This window comes from Ochrobactrum sp. 19YEA23 (genome assembly GCF_029909865.1).
GTDB classification, from domain to species: domain Bacteria; phylum Pseudomonadota; class Alphaproteobacteria; order Rhizobiales; family Rhizobiaceae; genus Brucella; species Brucella gambitense.
On record NZ_JASAMQ010000001.1, the window covers coordinates 1,373,409 to 1,390,693 of the forward strand.

The window sequence follows — 17,285 nt, forward strand, 5'->3', positions numbered from 1 at the left end:
CTCTCCCGCGTCTAGAGGCCCAGCGTCTAGAGCAAGGTGCCGGAAACGGCGGGATAATGACAAGAAGTGAAGGTTTGAACATGCAGGTTACCGAAACGCTCAATGAAGGGCTGAAGCGCGAGATTAAAGTCGTGGTTCCGGCCGGAGATCTCGAAGCCAAGCTCGCTGAGCGGCTCGATACCGCGCGCGGCCGCGCCAAGATCAATGGTTTCCGTCCGGGCAAGGTGCCTGCCGGTCACCTGCGCAAGATGTATGGCCGTTCGTTCATGGCCGAGATCGTCAATGAAATCCTGAGCGATTCGTCGCGTTCGGTTCTCGCAGACCGTAACGAAAAGTCGGCTACCCAGCCTGAAGTCATCATGTCGGAAGACGAAAAAGAGGCCGAAAAGGTTCTCGACGGCAAAGCCGATTTCGTTTTCTCGCTGAACTACGAAGTTCTGCCGGCTATCGACGTCAAGGATTTCTCCAAGATCGCCGTGACCCGTGAAGTCGTCGAAATCTCGGAAGAAGAAGTTGACGAACAGGTCAAGCGCATCGCTTCCTCGACCCGCACCTTCGAAACCAAGAAGGGCAAGGCCGAAAACGAAGATCGCGTCACGATCGACTATCTCGGCAAGCTCGACGGCGAGCCGTTCGACGGCGGTGCAGACAACGACGCACAGCTGGTTCTCGGTTCGGGCCAGTTCATTCCGGGCTTTGAAGAGCAGCTCGTTGGCGTCAAGGCTGGCGACGAAAAGGTCATCAATGTGACCTTCCCGGCCGAATATGGCGCAGCGCACCTCGCCGGTAAGGAAGCTACCTTCGACATCAAGGTCAAGGAAGTTGCCAAGCCGAACGAACTGGAACTCAACGACGAAACCGCTACGAAGCTCGGCATCGAGTCGCTTGAGCGTCTGCGTCAGGTTGTTCGCGAACAGATCGAAAGCCAGTATGGCCAGATCACCCGTCAGAAGGTAAAGCGTCAGATTCTCGACGCTCTGGATGGCGATTATCAGTTCGAAACCCCGCAGAAGCTGGTCGACGCTGAATTCAACAACATCTGGCAGCAGATCAACTTCGACCTGCAGCAGGCTGGCCGTACCTTCGAAGACGAAGAAACCACTGAAGAAGCTGCTCGCGAAGAATATCGCAAGCTCGCAGAACGCCGCGTGCGTCTCGGCCTCGTTCTCTCCGAAATCGGTGAGAAGGCTGGCGTTGAAGTTTCTGAAGAAGAACTGCAGCGCGCTGTTTACGACCAGGTTCGCCGTTATCCGGGCCAGGAAAAGGAAATCTACGACTTCCTGCGCAAGACGCCGGATGCCGTTGCTAACCTCCGCGCCCCGATCTTCGAAGAAAAGGTCGTTGACCATCTGCTCGCCAACATCAACGTGACCGACAAGAAGGTCTCGAAGGAAGAGCTGACGGCTGAAGACGAAGACGGTTTGGAAGCAAAGCCTGCAAAGAAGGCTGCGCCGAAGAAGAAGGCCGCTCCGAAGAAGAAGGCCGACGAAGACAAGTCGGAAGAGGCTTAATCTTCTCTGTCTAGAGCATTTCCAGCAAAAGTGCGTAGCGGTTTTGCGTAGGATAATGCTTAACAATAAATAGATAGAGCGGTTCCACGATTCCATATTAAACGGAACCGCTCTAGCGAATTTGGAACTGGCCGCGCATTGCGCGGCCTTTTCCGTTTCAACCCACGGATAAACGGCTGAAAAGCTTGCATCCATGGGGGCTTTGCTCTAGCCAGTAATCAATCCGTTTTTAGCTCAATCAGAATATTTGCGAGCCAGCATGTCCCTTATTGATACGCGCATACCGGAACCGAAACGCTTCATCTCCGGCGCCACTGGCGATTGGGAAGTTGTCATCGGCATGGAAGTCCATGCGCAGGTCACGTCCGAGTCGAAGCTGTTCTCGGGCGCTTCCACTTCGTTCGGCGCCGATCCGAACGCCAATGTGTCTCTGGTGGATGCCGCCATGCCGGGCATGCTGCCGGTCATCAATCTGGAATGCGTCAAGCAGGCTGTCCGCACAGGCATTGGCCTCAATGCCCAGATCAATCTGAAGTCGGTTTTCGATCGCAAGAACTACTTCTATCCCGATCTGCCACAGGGCTATCAGATTTCGCAGTTCAAGCAGCCGATTGTCGGCGAGGGCAAGATCATGATTTCGGTCGGCCCCGACAATAAGGGCCAGTTCGAAGATGTGGAGATCGGCATTGAGCGTCTGCATCTGGAACAGGACGCGGGCAAGTCGATGCATGATCAGCATCCGACCATGTCCTATGTCGACCTGAACCGTTCTGGCGTGGCGCTGATGGAAATCGTCTCCAAGCCGGATCTGCGTTCGTCGGATGAGGCGCGCGCCTACCTCACCAAGCTGCGCACGATTGTTCGCTATCTTGGCACTTGCGACGGCAATATGGACGAAGGCTCCATGCGCGCCGACGTCAATGTTTCCGTGCGTCGTCCGGGTGGTGAATTCGGCACGCGTTGCGAAATCAAGAACGTCAATTCGATCCGCTTCGTCGGTCAGTCCATCGAATATGAAGCACGCCGCCAGATTGCCATTCTGGAAGATGGCGGTTCCATCGATCAGGAAACGCGCCTGTTCGATCCTGTGAAGGGCGAAACGCGTTCGATGCGCTCCAAGGAAGAAGCGCATGATTACCGCTATTTCCCGGATCCTGATCTGCTGCCGCTCGAATTCGATCAGGCATTTGTGGATGCACTGGCTGCTGACCTGCCGGAACTGCCGGATGAGAAGAAGCAGCGTCTGGTCGAAAAGCAGGGCATTTCGATCTACGACGCCTCTATTCTGGTCACGGAAAAGGCGATTGCCGACTATTACGAATCTGTCGCTGCCGGTCGTGACGGCAAGGCTGCGGCCAACTGGGTGATCAATGATCTGCTCGGCGCGCTCAACAAGGCGGGCAAGAGCATCGAGGATTCTCCGGTCAGCCCTGAACAGCTCGGTGCGGTCATCGATCTCATCAAGGATGGCACGATTTCCGGCAAGATCGCCAAGGACCTGTTCGAAATCGTCTGGAACGAAGGCGGAGACCCGAAGACGCTCGTTGAAGAACGCGGCATGAAGCAGGTCACTGACACCGGCGCCATCGAAAAGGCTGTCTATGACATCATTGCCGCCAACCCGGAAAAGGTCGAACAGGCCAAGGCCAAGCCGACGCTGGCTGGCTGGTTCGTCGGTCAGGTCATGAGGGCCACGGGCGGCAAGGCCAACCCGCAGGCCGTGAACGATCTGGTCAAGGCCAAGCTCGGGATTGAAGAGTAATGTGGGTTCGAAGCGCCACCGAGGCTGATCTGAAGGCGGTCCACGAACTGCTCGTATCGACCTGGCATGCGACTTTCGACGACATTCTGGGCCGGGAGATGGTCAACGCCGTCACCGGCCAGTGGCATAGCATTGCCGCGCTGAAAGCCAATCTGCGCAAGCCCTATTCGGAATTCATCGTCGCCGATAACGGCGAGGGCGGTATCGATGGTATGGCCTTCGCCAGCCAGTCCGAGGAAGGCAAGGCATCGCTGCACCAGCTCTATGTGCGTCCAGACGTGCAGGTTCAGGGTGTGGGTACGATGCTGCTCGCGGAAATCGAAATGGCTTTCCCCGATGTGCGCGCAATCAAGCTTGAAGTTATCGAGAAGAATGCCAAGGCGGTGAAGTTCTACGAGCGCAAGGGCTATGCCACGGTCGGTCGTAACGAAGACTGGGGCGATCCGAATTGCAAGGAACCGGTTCTCGTGATGGAAAAGTCGCTCGACGGCTGGAGCATGTGAAGCGCGTCTTGCTCAATCGAACCGCCTAAAGCTGACGTGTTTTAGCCTCTTCATACTCTTGTGACAGCGGCAACTTGACCCTTGCCTTGACCGGGCGATAGGGCCATAAGCAACGACAAAGCGACAGTTTCGTCTGTCCGCGATGATGATGGATCTGGAAAAGGCCATGATGAAATTTCTTACGCAAGTCTTCACCTGGTGGAATGGTCAGACGCTCGGTACGCGTTTGCACACATGGCGCAAAGGCGAGCGCGTCGGTGAAGACGAGTTCGGCAACATCTACTATCAGGGTGGCAAGGACTCCGAGGGTCGCACGCGTCGCTGGGTCATTTTCAATGGCTATGCCGAGGCAAGTGCAATTCCTCCAGGCTGGCACGGCTGGATGCATCATCGCGTCGATACGCCGCCGAGCAAGGAAGACTACAAGCCGCGCGACTGGCAGAAGCCGCATTTGCAGAACCTGACCGGTTCGCCGCTTGCTTATCGTCCGAAGGGCTCGATTGCCCTTCCGGGTGCGGAGCAGGCAGAGCGTCCGCGTGTAACGGGCGAATATGATGCCTGGACACCGGGCAACTGAGACTGAAAAAGTTCAAGATCCGGCGTGATTTTCACGCCGGATTTTCTTATTTCCTGTCCCATTACAGCCTTTTTCACTTAAAAGGTCGGGATAGAGGGGTGGCGAAGGTCTGTTCCGGCCATTGCAACTTGCAGCAGGGCAACGAATCGTCACATTTCGAGCCTAGGAACGATTCCAGTTTATTTGATCAATCTTTGATGCGGGTTTCCGTTTTGACGAAGCATTCCCCCGGCACGGCTGGCAACGGAAAAGACAAAATCAAGAAGGCTGCACATGTGGCCCTGATTTCGCTTTTTGCGGCGGTAGGCAGCTTGCACGCTGCTCAGGCAGAACGTGTTTCCAATCCGGTCGCGGAGTTTTCGGGACTGGACAAGATCACAGGCCGCATCACGACTTTTGACGTCTATATCAACGAGACGGTTCAGTTCGGCGCGCTTCAGGTGACGCCGAAGGTTTGCTATTCCCGTACCGAGAATGAAGCGCCGCGCACCGACAGTTTTGTCGAGGTTGAGGAAATCACGCTGGATCGCAAGATTCGCCGCATCTTCACCGGCTGGATGTTTGCCGACAGCCCGGGCCTCAATGCCGTCGAGCATCCGATCTACGACGTGTGGCTGAAGGATTGCAAGCAGAAGTCCGACGTTCCTGCACCGGCGGTACAGCAGAACTGATCCAGATATTTTCCGGCTAAGTTAGAAACGGGCAATGCTCTCGAGGGCTTGCTCGAGAATTTTCTCGTATTTTTTGCGGGGAACTTCCATTGCGCCGAAGCGCTCAAGGTGCGGCGTGGTGAACTGGGTATCGAGCAGCAGAAAGCCTTGTTTGACGAGATGTTGCACCAGAAATGCGAGACAGACTTTTGAAGCATCGCGTTTGCGCGTGAACATGCTCTCGCCGAAAAATGCCCTGCCGAGCGTTACGCCGTAAAGACCGCCGACAAGCTTGCCCTCGTGCCATGCCTCGACCGTGTGGCAATGTCCGATTTCAAATAATTTGCCATAGGCCTCGCGGATTGGACCGTTGATCCATGTGCGCGCACGTTCACCTGCGCCACTGGCGCATCCGTCGATGACGCCATTGAAATCGCTGTCGAGCTTGATATCGAAAATGCCCTGCCGGATGGTCTTTTGCAGGCTGCGGGGGATATGAAATCCATCAAGCGGTATGACACCGCGTTTTTCAGGGCGTACCCAGAAGACCTCTGGATCATCCGCCTCTTCGGCCATCGGGAAAACCCCGGTGGCGTAAGCGCGCAGGAGCAATTCCGGTTCGATTGCATAGTCGTCCGGTTTTGCTCCTGCAGTCACTTAATTAAGCGCCTTCGCTCTCGGACTGGCTGGCCAGATATTTTTCCAGCCAGTGGATATCATAGGCACCATTGGCGATGTCCTGATTTCCGATCAGCTCCTGGAACAGGGGCAGGGTCGTCTTGACGCCGTCCACCACGAATTCGTCCAGCGCACGACGCAGACGCATCATGCATTCGACACGGTTGCGTCCGTGCACGATGAGCTTGCCGATGAGGCTGTCGTAGTAAGGCGGAATGCGGTAGCCGGAATAAACACCGGAATCCACACGGATGCCGAGGCCGCCGGGCGTATGGTAGTGGGTGATGAGACCCGGCGACGGCGTGAAGTTACGCGGGTCTTCCGCGTTGATACGGCATTCAATGGCGTGGCCAGAGAAACGCACGTCCTTCTGCGTCACCGAAAGGCCGAGACCAGCAGCAACACGAATCTGCTCATGCACCAGATCGATGCCGGTAATGGCTTCCGTGACCGGATGTTCAACCTGCAATCGGGTGTTCATTTCGATGAAATAGAACTCGCCGTTTTCATAGAGGAACTCGATCGTGCCTGCACCGCGATAGCCAAGTTCGGCAACGGCGTTGGCGCAGATCATCCCGATCTTGTCGCGCGCTTCCGAGTTGAGAGCCGGGGAGTTGGCTTCTTCCCAGACCTTCTGGTGACGGCGCTGCAAGGAGCAGTCGCGTTCGCCCAGATGGATCGCGTTGCCCGCACCGTCGCCCATGACCTGAACTTCGATGTGACGCGGCTTTTCGAGATACTTCTCGATGTAAACGGCATCGTCACCGAACGCTGCGGCGGCTTCAGAACGTGCAGTCGCAAGAGCAATCGACAGATCGTCCTCGGTGCGCGCCACTTTCATGCCGCGACCGCCGCCACCGGCCGAAGCCTTGATGATGACCGGGTAGCCGATTTCCTTGGCCACGCGAGCAGCTTCAACATCGTCGGTGATGCCGCCATCCGAACCGGGAACGACCGGAATGCCGAGACGCTTGGCTGTGCGCTTGGCTTCGATCTTATCGCCCATGATGCGGATATGCGAGGCGGTGGGGCCGATGAAGGTGATGTTGTGTGCTTCGAGAATTTCCGCGAACTTGGCGTTCTCGGACAGGAAGCCGTAGCCCGGATGGATTGCGTCGGCGCCGGTGATCTCGCAGGCAGCAACGATCTGATGAATGTTCAGATAGCTGTCGCGCGATGGCGGTGGGCCGATACAAACACTTTCATCTGCCAGACGGACATGCATCGCGTCGGCATCCGCCGTGGAGTGAACGGCGACCGTCTTGATGCCCAGTTCCTTACAGGCTCTGAGCACGCGAAGAGCGATTTCGCCACGATTGGCTATGAGGATCTTTTGAAACATGCGCTTGCTGCCAGTTCCCGTTTCGTGAATTGAAGACGCGTCAAACAAGGGTTGAACGACGCTTATTCGATCACGACGAGAGGTTCGTTGAATTCGACCGGCTGGGCGTCTTCGATCAGAATAGCCTTGACCGTACCGGAGCGCGGGGCGGGGATCTGGTTCATGGTCTTCATGGCTTCGATGATGAGGAGGGTCTGGCCTTCCTTCACCTGCGTGCCGACTTCGATGAAGTTACGTGCGCCCGGTGCCGGAGCAAGATAGGCAGTGCCAACCATCGGCGACAGAACGGCGTTCTTGGCCAGTTCAGCCTTGGTCGGCTCGGCTGCTGCCGGAGCGGCGGCAGGTGCTGCTACGGCAACCGGTGCTGCGGCCGGATAAACGGTCGCTGCGGCCTGAACCGTTACATTGCGCGAAACGCGGATGCGCAGATCGCCATGTTCAATTTCGATATCGGTGAGGTCGGTATCGTTGAGGATATCCGCCAGGTCGCGGATGGTTTCTTTGTCGATGACAGTGTTTTTGCTGGACATATCAGGCCCCTTTTACGCTTTGCCCGTTGTGTTCTTGTTCTTTGGCAATTGCCGCAAGCGCGCGTAGGCCGAGCAGATACCCTTCCGCGCCAAAGCCGCAAATGACGCCTTTGGCGACTGCGGATACATAAGAGTGATGCCGGAAAGCCTCACGCGTATGAATGTTCGAAAGATGCACTTCCACAACCGTGACTTTCGCAGAGCGGATCGCGTCGTGGATGGCAATTGAAGTGTGGCTGTAGGCCGCCGGATTGATCAGGACATAGGCGTCTTTTTCGCCCGCTTCCTGAATCCAGCTAACCAGATCGCCTTCATTGTTGGACTGGCGGAAATCAACTTCCAGATCGAGAGAACCGACCTCGCGCTTGCAAGCCGCTTCAATGTCGGCGAGCGTCGCAACGCCATAAATTCCCGGTTCACGCTTTCCCAGAAGATTGAGATTGGGACCGTTTAGAACAAAAACCGTCTTTGTCATTTGTGTCCGCGCCAAATCCTTTGCAACCGATATCGTGTTACCACGAAAATTTAGTAACACTTCGCTTTCCATATAGAGAGCTTGGATGCAAGCCGAAACCCTATAATTCAGTGCAGATGTTCTGCCTGACCGGTTTTTCCCGCTATTCTTTGCGAGATGCACCGGCATTACGGCATTTTTTCATAACGCGCGGATCATCACCGGTTTTTGATAAGTCTGTGCCCGATAGGCTTTCAGTCAAGAAAGCCTATCGGGCACAGGACGTCATTTTCACTTCTTGGCTGCAGTACGTGCGGCAGCGATTCTCTCGACAAGACCGTCAACACCGATTGCGCCCGGCACCAGCTCGCTGCCGATGATATAGGACGGCGTGCCGGTGATGTTGAGCTGCGTTGCCAGCTGATAGGTGTCCTGGAAAGCGCCGGTGATGGCCGGGTCTTTCATCTTTTCACGCAATGCGGCTTCGTCAGCGCCAAGCTTGACGGCATCTGCGATGGCCGATGCTTCGGTGGCGCGCTCCTGCGCTCCCAGCAGTATGCCGTGATATTCAGCATATTTTTCCGGCATCAGTGCTTTGAAGGCCTGTGCAACAATATGCGCCTTCACCGAATCCGGACCGAGGATCGGGAATTCCTTCATGACGAAACGAACATTCGGATCGTTTTTCAGGATGGCCTGCATGTCGGGCAGGGCGCGTTTGCAATAGCCGCAATTGTAATCGAAGAACTCGTAAACGGTCACATCGCCGTTCGGATTGCCGAAAACCGCGTCATGCTGTTCGTTATAAAGTGCGCTCTGATTGGCAGTCAGAACCTTCTTCACCTGTTCCTGCGCCTCATGTGCCTGCTTGGTTTCCAGCGCGCTCTGCACTTCCAGCATCAGTTCCGGATTCTGGAGAAGATAGTTGCGCACCACATTTTCAATGGCCTGCTGGTTAAGCGGCGCCTCAGCCGTCGTTGCGGCAGCGACTGGTGCAGCCGGATGGCGCGACAGACCTGCACCATAGCCGAGAGCCAGAGCTGCCAGACCGACAACGCCGCTCGCCAGCGTGATGGAAACTGCATTCTTCATCGTGAAATTCCAATCCGTTTAAAAATACGCCGTGATCAATATAGACCGAAACATGGCGTTATTTGCTTTTCTTCGTATTGATAATGTCCTGCGCACGCAACCAGTCGGGTGTTCCGGATTTCAGCTGCTTTTGCGCGCGGATCGCGAATATTTGGGCATCCTGAAGTTTGCCCGAATAGAAGTTCATGTCGGCGGTCGCGAGGTCTGCGAGACCCATGCTGCCCTGCTGGCCATAGGCTTGGGCGAGATATCCATAGCCGCCGGGAAATTCGGGATCGGAAGCGATGCCCGCCTTGATCTCCTTGATTGCCGTTGGCATGTTTGCCTTTGTGCCGGTCAGCATGAGCGCACGCCCATAGCTCATACGCAGCAGCGGAGACTTGCGCGGATCGAGCGATACAGCGGTCTGGAAGGCCTTGGCGGCTCCAGCGGCATCATTGGCCTTGATGAGAACTTCACCACGCATTTCATAGAAATAGGGGTTCTTCGGCTGTTCCTTGATCAGCGCATCGAATTTGGGCTGGGCTGAACGCGCGGCACCGTTCAGATAGGTGGTAATGGCGCTGCCATAACGGGCGGCAAGGCCACCGGGATTGCCCCGGAACATGCGCTGCAACTCGCCCATATTGCCCGAATAGGCGGCGATCTTGGCGCGCGCCATGTCATGACGCAATTGCAGCGCGGGCGAATCCGTCTTGTTGAAGTAAGGGCTCTTCCTAGCCAGTTCTTCCAGATTGGCGATACGTTCACGCGGCAGCGGATGGCTGATGCGATATTGATCGATCTGGGTGCCCGATAGGGAAAGTGCGGAGGCAAAGCGCTGGAAAGTGTCCAGCATGCCCTTGGTCGACTGTCCGGTTGCGTTCAGATAATTCACTGCCATGCGGTCGGCGGTCATTTCCTCGGTGCGCTGATAGCTGAGCAGGGTGCGCATTGCCGCTTCGGCGCTGCCAAGCGCAATGCCGCCGCCTGCACCGGCTGCAGAGCCGCTGCCAGCTGCAGCACCAGCAACGCCTGCACCCACGCCGAGCAACATGCCAATCACCGCCATCGTCCGCGCCCGGCTCAACTGTTCACGCAGGCGATCCTGATGCCCGCCCGCCAGATGGCCCGCCTCATGGGCAATCACGCCAATGATTTCATTGGGCGTATCGGCCTGCATGATCGCGCCGGTATTGATGAAAATGCGTCGTCCATCGACGAAGGCGTTGAAGCTCTGCGAATTGACAAGGATGACGCGCACGCCACGGCTGGAAAGACCGGCGGCCTTCAGGATCGGCGCGGCATAATCTGCAACCAGCGCCTCGATTTCCGCGTCGCGCACGATCGGTACGCCGCGCGACTGGGCGGAGGCGGGGACAACGCCCGTGACTGCCACTGCAAGGGCCGAGAGTGCCGCCACAGAACGGCGAACGAATCTTCCAAAGGATAAGGTCCCGGTCGGGAACGGCGCGATCAATACTGCCATAATGCTCGTCGTCCTCCTCTTAATTTCCGCGAATCTCGCGGTGGTTCGCTCATCGTATCGGCAAAAGGGTTTCGGTTCAGGACCTTATAACCGTCTGGTTGCATTTTAAACGGCATATGGACAAGGCAGCATGATCTTAAAAAGCCGGATATTGGCCGTGCAATCTCTGCTGACTTTCCTATCCGGTCAATTCCGATATTGTTGCCATCAATTCTTCGACCCCAAAACAGCACGAAAGACCGCCAGCGAGCGCGTGTCGTCTGTATCCATCCGGGACATTGCACCCAATTTCCTAAAAGCGCTGTTGCTTTACCAATCCGGCGTTTATACGGCGGTGATAATATGTTCTGTCCATGCAGCGCTCCGGCGGGGCGCTTGCAGTGTTCTGGAGGTAAAGTTGATCAGTCTTTCTAGTCGCAGTGCGGTCGAGCCATTCCACGCCATGGATGTTCTGGCCGAGGCAAACCGCCGCCGCGCCGCAGGTCATCCGATCATTTCCATGGCGGTGGGCCAGCCTGCAGATCCGGCGCCGCAGATCGTGCGGCAGGCAGCCGAGCAAGCGTTGAAAGACGGGCGCATCGGCTATACCGACGCTCTGGGGCTGATTGAGCTGCGTGAAGCGATTGCCGCGCATTACGCCGATCATTACGGCGTTTCTGTTTCAGCGGATCGCATCGCGGTGACGACTGGTTCTTCGGCGGCCTTCAATCTGGCTTTCGTGGTCTATTTCGATCCGGGTGACCGGGTGGCGATCACGCGTCCCGGCTATCCCGCCTATCGCAATATTCTGACGGCGCTTGGACTGGAAGTGGTAGAAATACCGACCGGCAACGGCACGTCGGCGGCTCTGACCGCCGAGGCACTAGCCGCGGCCCACGCCGAAAAGCCATTGAAGGGTGTGCTGTTTGCAAGCCCGGCCAATCCGACAGGCGCAGTGATTGCCAAGCCTGAACTGAAGGCGATCATCGATACAGCCCGTTCGCTCGGCATTCGCGTGATTTCGGACGAAATCTATCATCGGCTTTCCTATGAAACTGACGACGTGACGGCGCTCGAAATCGCTGATGATGTCACGATCATCAATTCGTTTTCGAAATATTATTGCATGACCGGCTGGCGCATCGGCTGGATGGTCTTGCCGGAAGGCGATGTGCGCGCCATCGAACGGCTGAGCCAGAGCCTTTATATTTCCGCACCCGAACTCTCGCAGCGTGCCGCCATCGAGGCTTTCCACGCCACAGCCGAGTTGGAGCGCATCAAGGACCGCTATCGTCAGAACCGCGCAATCCTGCTGGAGCATCTGCCGCGTATGGGTCTGAAACTGGCGGCACCGATGGATGGCGCGTTCTACGCCTATTGCGATGTGTCGCGCTTCACCAATGACAGCATGGAATTTGCCCGCAAGATGATTGCAGAGATCAATATTGCTGCAACGCCGGGCCGGGATTTCGACCCGCTGGATGGCCACCGCACCATGCGTTTCTCCTATGCAGGAAAAGTCGAAGAGATGCAGGAAGCTGTTCGACGTCTGGAAGACTGGCTGCCACAACAGTCAGCCTGAACCCAAAGATGCAAAAAACCGGCGTTTCCGCCGGTTTTTTTATTCGTACTATCGGGCAGGGCTTAGAAAAAACCCTTCTTCTGCCACCAGCCGCCGCGTTTTGGCTTCTGCTCGTCGGTATCGCTCGACGTGACGACAGGCTCGGTCTGCTTGGCCGGTTCTTCGATGACAGCCACTTCGGCTTCCGCCTCGACAGCCACAGCTTCTTCGACTTCGGCAACCGGCTGGGCCGCTGCTTTACGCGTGCGGCGCTTCGGCTTCTCGGTTTCGACTGCTTCCGGCGTCTCTACGGTTTCCGGCGCGGTGTCGTCAGCCTTCTTACGAGACCGAGTGGTCTTGCGGGCTGGCTTGGCAGGCGCTTCCTCAACCTCTGCTGCAACGACTTCTTCTGCGGCTTCCTCAGTCTTTGCAGACTTACGGGCGCGCGGCTTGCGGGCAGTCTTCGCTGGCTTTTTTCCTGCTTCAACCGGGGTTTCGGCAGCTTCCGATGCTACGGCAACAGCTTCCACAACCTCAACGATTTCAGCCTTGGCAGCCACGACTTCGGCAGTGGCAGCTTCTATCGCGGCCTCGACCTTCACCGGCAGAACCGGCGTGTAACCGACGAATTCCGGATCCGGAACCTTGCGACCGCGCACTTCGTCTTCACGACGGTTCTTACGTCCGCCGCGACGGCCACGACGACGCTTCTTGCGGCGATCATCGTCGCTCAATGCAGCATCCGAACGGGCGTCCGAAGCTTCGTCGCCTTCATCTGCATCGTCTTCAGCATCGTCAGAAGCTGTATCGTCCTGAGCGGTCTGTTCGCGGCCATCGCGATCTTTTCCGCCACGACGGCGACGACGACGGCGCCGCTTGCGATCACCTTCTTCGCTGCGCTCTTCACGCGCCGGTGCTTCCGCCTTGACGTCTTCTTCTTCCTCGTCTTCCTCGATCGGAATTTCAGGATCTTCGATGTCGTCGTCAATATAGGCCATCGGCTGGACAGGAGGCTGCGTCACCGGACGGGTGGACGGCGCGCCCTTGTCGATAGCAAAATGCTGGTGACCAACGGTTTCGTCGGCATCGATGCTGATGGCGACGCCGAAACGGCCTTCGAGATCGGCCAGCAACTGGCGCTTGTGGTTCAGCACATAAAGGGCCGAAGCCGCTGGCGTGCGAACATTGATGTCAAAGCCCGAATGGCGCAGCAGATAATCTTCAATGCCGCGAATGATATGCAGCGCCATCGACGAATCTGAGCGGACATGGCCGGTGCCGCCGCAATGCTGGCAGACCTGCATCGTGCTTTCGAGCACGGATGCACGGATGCGCTGGCGCGACATTTCAAGAAGGCCGAAATGCGAGATGCGGCCAACCTGAATGCGAGCGCGGTCGTCCTTCAGGCAGTCCTTCATCTTCTTTTCGACAGCGCGATTGTTGCGCTTTTCTTCCATGTCGATGAAGTCGACGACGATCAGACCGGCAAGGTCGCGCAGACGCAGCTGGCGCGCGACTTCCTCGGCGGCTTCCAGATTGGTCTGAAGCGCGGTGTCTTCGATGGAATGCTCGCGCGTCGAACGACCGGAGTTGACATCGATGGCAACCAGCGCTTCGGTCTGGTTGATGATCAGATAGCCACCCGATTTCAACGTAACCTGCGGCAGCAGCATGCGGTCGAGCTGCGCTTCGACGCCGTTGCGCGTGAAGATCGGCACCTGTTCGCGGTATGGCTGGACCACCTTGGCATGGCTCGGCATGAGCATGCGCATGAAATCCTTGGCCTCGCGATAGCCATTCTCGCCGGAAACGAGGATTTCCGTGATGTCCTTGTTATAAAGGTCGCGGATCGAGCGCTTGATCAGGCTGCCTTCTTCATAGACGAGGGAAGGCGCCGTCGACTGCAAGGTCAGCGTGCGGACATTTTCCCAAAGGCGCATCAGATATTCGTAGTCGCGCTTGACTTCCGCCTTGGTGCGATTGGCACCAGCGGTACGCAGGATCACGCCCATGCCCTGCGGCACTTCGAGTTCCTTGACGATTTCCTTCAGGCGCTTGCGATCCTGCGGTTGGGTGATCTTGCGGGAAATGCCGCCGCCACGCGCAGTGTTCGGCATCAGAACCGAATAGCGACCGGCCAGCGACAGATAGGTCGTGAGAGCTGCGCCCTTGTTACCGCGCTCTTCCTTGACCACCTGCACCAGCAGAATCTGGCGGCGCTTGATCACTTCCTGAATGTTGTACTGACGGCGATGGGTGCGGGTATGCGTCGGCAGTTCTTCCAGCGCATCTTCCGAACCGACCGATTCGACCATGTCTTCTTCATGCTCGATATCGTCTTCATCGCCATTGTCGATGGCTTCGGAAATTACGTCGCCCTTATGTGACAGGGCGCTTGCAGGCGTCCCCGGCACATAATTTGCAAAACCCGGGCCGACCGGCTCTGCTGCAGGCAGGCCGTTATCGGAGGTGCTGGCCTGCGCCTTGTTCTGGTTGTCACGACCGCCGCGGCGGCGATTACGACGCGAGCGGTCGTTCGACCGTTCACCTGAGCGCTCGCCAGACCGTTCGCCCTTGGCGCGCGGCTCGTCGTCATCGTCGTCTTCGGCGCGCTGCGCCTTGGCTTCCGCTTCAAGCAGAGCCAGACGGTCGGCGACCGGAATCTGGTAATAATCGGGATGGATTTCCGAAAAGGCGAGGAAACCGTGACGGTTGCCGCCATATTCCACAAACGCAGCCTGAAGCGAAGGTTCAACGCGCGTGACCCGCGCGAGGTAGATATTGCCTTTCAGCTGCTTCTTGTGTTCCGACTCGAAGTCGAATTCTTCAATCTTGTTGCCACGCGTGACGATTACGCGGGTTTCCTCCGGGTGGGAGGCATCGATGAGCATTTTGTTGGACATTATTGTCTTTCCTGCCGGCGCGAAGACGCAATACACGTGCGCCGGACGAAGCCCTGAAGGCTGCCGACCTAACCGTGTTGCATCTGCCGGATGGTTCTGGGTTCGCCGGAAAATAAGCTGCTGCCTTTACGCGCGACGGCCTCATGGCGATCACGGTCTTCAGGCTTGCAATGGTCAGTCTTACTAGACCCATAGCTGTTCCGAACGAAACGACCTCAATATATGACCCGGAGACCGGGCCGATTTCGTTGCTCTTCTCGAGCATTAAAGTGCCGTGCGTCCATCTGGGCGCACAAGGACACCTTAAATTCTCAAATCCACGCACCGTTCTATCCTGAAGCCAGACCCGGCTTTAAGTTCGATGCGGTGGCGACAGCGCGTAACAATGCGCAATCGACCAATCAAAAGTGGAGGGCGGGGGAGCCACATCTCCACTGAATTCTGTTCCGGCCACCGGGACTGTGAGCGTATAAACCACTGTTCTCGCTCTCGTTCTCTCCGGTCATATTTAAAAACCGGCAAACGATTCTGACAGCTAACCCGTAACCTGCATTAGCTTTTATGGCGTCGGATGCATGATGACAAGTACGAATATCAGTTGACATCCGCATCGCAATTTCGTCGTAACCCGAGTGTAGGTGATATTCGCGGCTCAATTGCGGCTGGAAATCCTTCGTTAACCGTAGTTCTGTACGACAGTTTGAAGAGTTGCGTGCGGCGGGTCGGATGGACAATCGCGCATTGAGGCGCACATAGAACGCGCTGGCATCGCTAATTGGTGTCACCAATTCAATTTTAGTCGATCGTGTGGCGAATGCATTTTCGAAACGGTGAAAAAGCAACGACAATCTCTTCCGGCGTGCGGCAATGGCTCGTGCTCGCTGTCTTTTTCTTTGTTGGTCTCTTTCAGATTGGCGCCGCTTTGGCTGCCGAGCAGAACGACAAGCCGCTGACGGCTCTCACATTCCGCATGGCTGGCGATGATCTGCGCACCCGCATCGTCGTGATGTTCGACCACGAGCCGACATTGACGACACGTCTATTCGATAATCCGCATCGTCTGGTGATCGAGCTGCCCGAGACTCGCTTTGGCTTTGATGAAAAGAGCGTCGAAGCAAGAGGCCTTGTTTCCCATGTCCGCTACGGTCTTGCGGGGAAGGGGCGTTCACGTCTCATTCTGACTTTGCGCGGCCCGTTCAAGGTTGAAGACCTGCGCGTTCTGAAAAATGAAAGCGCGTCCGGTTATCGTCTCGTCGCGGATATTGTTGCAAGCTCGGACCGGGAATTCGCGGCGCAGCTGCAAGGGCATTCCGAAATCACCAGTTCTACCGAGCGCAAAACTGCCGCAGCCACGGACACGGGCAAAAGCGAGGCTCGTCCCTTCACGGTCATGATCGATCCGGGTCACGGGGGCATCGACAGTGGAGCCGAGAGCCTGAGCGGCATCAAGGAAAAAGACCTGACGCTGGCCTTCGGCGTCGAATTGCGTGACCGTCTGGCGCAGGAAAAGGGCGTTCAGGTCCTGATGACCCGTGACGACGATACTTATCTTCGTCTTTCCGAGCGCGTTCGCATTGCGCGCCAGCATGAGGCTGATCTGTTTATCTCGATCCATGCGGATACGATCAACCAGAACGATATTCGTGGTGCGACGGTTTATACGATTTCGGACAAGGCGTCTGATGCCGTGGCGCGTGCAATGGCGGAGCGTGAAAACAAATCCGACAATCTTGGCGGTGCTGCGCCCGACGAAATGCCGGAAGTTGCCGATATTCTGCTCGATCTGACGCGCCGCGAGACACACACTTTCTCGCTGAGCTTTGCGGAAAGGGTGATCTCGCATTTGCAGGGGCAGGTGAATCTCATCAACAATCCGCATCGTTTCGCAGGGTTTCAGGTCCTGCGCGCGCCGGATGTGCCGTCGGTGCTGATCGAGATTGGCTATCTGTCCAATGCGGAAGACGAAAAACTGATAAGCAACCCGGAATGGCGTAAAAAACTTGCTGACCGGCTTGCGCTGGCAATTAAGTCGTTCGAAACATTACGGCGGCCAGCTGTTGTAACAAAAGGTTGATCGCAGGTTATGGGTCTACACAACGATGCATGCGTGCAACAGTTTGTCGGATTTTTGTACGGGGATCGAGCGTAAAGGCGTTAATTCTGTTAAAACCGACAAACGATCTTGCGTTTGACGCATTTGGTGGTCACTAAGCCCTGATATCATGAGACCTTGCGAGGCTCGTGGGTTGGCGGTTGGCGCTTAGACGCTTATCAT

14 protein-coding genes and 1 pseudogene are annotated in these 17,285 nt (G+C 56.7%); 8 read left to right on the forward strand and 7 right to left on the reverse strand.

All coding sequences use genetic code 11. From position 1 onward, the window contains the following. The first annotated feature begins 80 nt into the window (after positions 1 to 80). The 5 genes from tig to QBD01_RS06470 all read left to right on the forward strand — a co-directional run bounded on the left by tig (position 81) and on the right by QBD01_RS06470 (position 5,024). Complete coding sequence (gene tig, locus QBD01_RS06450) at positions 81 to 1,511, forward strand: trigger factor (protein WP_280992126.1); 1,431 nt, start codon at positions 81 to 83, stop codon at positions 1,509 to 1,511. Between the two features lie 259 nt (positions 1,512 to 1,770). Beyond that, positions 1,771 to 3,273 (forward strand): Asp-tRNA(Asn)/Glu-tRNA(Gln) amidotransferase subunit GatB, encoded by a 1,503-nt coding sequence (gene gatB, locus QBD01_RS06455; RefSeq protein ID WP_280992046.1) that lies wholly within the window; start codon positions 1,771 to 1,773, stop codon positions 3,271 to 3,273. After that, positions 3,273 to 3,776, forward strand: a complete 504-nt coding sequence (locus tag QBD01_RS06460; RefSeq protein ID WP_280992047.1) for a GNAT family N-acetyltransferase — start codon at positions 3,273 to 3,275, stop codon at positions 3,774 to 3,776. Before gatB ends, QBD01_RS06460 begins: the two co-directional genes overlap by 1 nt. Positions 3,777 to 3,942: 166 nt before the next feature. Beyond that, positions 3,943 to 4,353 (forward strand): NADH:ubiquinone oxidoreductase subunit NDUFA12, encoded by a 411-nt coding sequence (locus QBD01_RS06465; RefSeq protein WP_280992048.1) that lies wholly within the window; start codon positions 3,943 to 3,945, stop codon positions 4,351 to 4,353. Between the two features lie 197 nt (positions 4,354 to 4,550). Then, positions 4,551 to 5,024: a DUF2155 domain-containing protein gene (locus QBD01_RS06470; RefSeq protein ID WP_280992049.1), complete on the forward strand. Its 474-nt coding sequence runs from the start codon at positions 4,551 to 4,553 to the stop codon at positions 5,022 to 5,024. Positions 5,025 to 5,045: 21 nt separating this feature from the next. Here QBD01_RS06470 and aat read toward each other — a convergent pair whose 3' ends face one another. The 6 genes from aat to QBD01_RS06500 form a co-directional block, all read right to left on the reverse strand. Further along, a complete protein-coding gene (gene aat, locus QBD01_RS06475) occupies positions 5,046 to 5,615 on the reverse strand; it encodes a leucyl/phenylalanyl-tRNA--protein transferase (protein WP_280992127.1) in 570 nt (189 codons plus the stop codon). A gap of 49 nt (positions 5,616 to 5,664) precedes the next feature. Continuing rightward, positions 5,665 to 7,023, reverse strand: a complete 1,359-nt coding sequence (gene accC / locus QBD01_RS06480; RefSeq protein WP_280992050.1) for an acetyl-CoA carboxylase biotin carboxylase subunit — start codon at positions 7,021 to 7,023, stop codon at positions 5,665 to 5,667. 62 nt (positions 7,024 to 7,085) lie between these two features. Then, positions 7,086 to 7,553, reverse strand: coding sequence for an acetyl-CoA carboxylase biotin carboxyl carrier protein (accB, locus tag QBD01_RS06485; RefSeq protein WP_280992051.1), 468 nt, complete (start codon positions 7,551 to 7,553; stop codon positions 7,086 to 7,088). A gap of 1 nt (position 7,554) precedes the next feature. After that, a complete protein-coding gene (gene aroQ / locus QBD01_RS06490) occupies positions 7,555 to 8,028 on the reverse strand; it encodes a type II 3-dehydroquinate dehydratase (RefSeq protein ID WP_280992052.1) in 474 nt (157 codons plus the stop codon). A gap of 270 nt (positions 8,029 to 8,298) precedes the next feature. Then, the gene (locus QBD01_RS06495) at positions 8,299 to 9,099 is read right to left on the reverse strand and encodes a DsbA family protein (RefSeq protein WP_280992053.1); all 801 of its coding nucleotides are present in this window, start codon (positions 9,097 to 9,099) and stop codon (positions 8,299 to 8,301) included. Positions 9,100 to 9,157: 58 nt separating this feature from the next. After that, the gene (locus QBD01_RS06500) at positions 9,158 to 10,567 is read right to left on the reverse strand and encodes a M48 family metalloprotease (RefSeq protein ID WP_280992054.1); all 1,410 of its coding nucleotides are present in this window, start codon (positions 10,565 to 10,567) and stop codon (positions 9,158 to 9,160) included. 397 nt (positions 10,568 to 10,964) lie between these two features. Here QBD01_RS06500 and QBD01_RS06505 point away from each other — a divergent pair, with 397 nt between their 5' ends. Continuing rightward, positions 10,965 to 12,128, forward strand: a complete 1,164-nt coding sequence (locus tag QBD01_RS06505; protein WP_280992055.1) for an aminotransferase class I/II-fold pyridoxal phosphate-dependent enzyme — start codon at positions 10,965 to 10,967, stop codon at positions 12,126 to 12,128. Between the two features lie 62 nt (positions 12,129 to 12,190). Here QBD01_RS06505 and QBD01_RS06510 read toward each other — a convergent pair whose 3' ends face one another. Next, positions 12,191 to 15,010, reverse strand: coding sequence for a ribonuclease E/G (locus QBD01_RS06510; protein ID WP_280992056.1), 2,820 nt, complete (start codon positions 15,008 to 15,010; stop codon positions 12,191 to 12,193). A 2-nt stretch (positions 15,011 to 15,012) separates the two neighbouring features. Here QBD01_RS06510 and QBD01_RS06515 point away from each other — a divergent pair. Both QBD01_RS06515 and QBD01_RS06520 read left to right on the forward strand, forming a co-directional pair. Then, positions 15,013 to 15,192 (forward strand): annotated as a pseudogene (locus tag QBD01_RS06515) (hypothetical protein); the annotation flags it as partial. Between the two features lie 632 nt (positions 15,193 to 15,824). Next, positions 15,825 to 17,084, forward strand: a complete 1,260-nt coding sequence (locus QBD01_RS06520; RefSeq protein ID WP_280992057.1) for an N-acetylmuramoyl-L-alanine amidase — start codon at positions 15,825 to 15,827, stop codon at positions 17,082 to 17,084. The last annotated feature ends 201 nt before the right edge of the window (positions 17,085 to 17,285 follow it).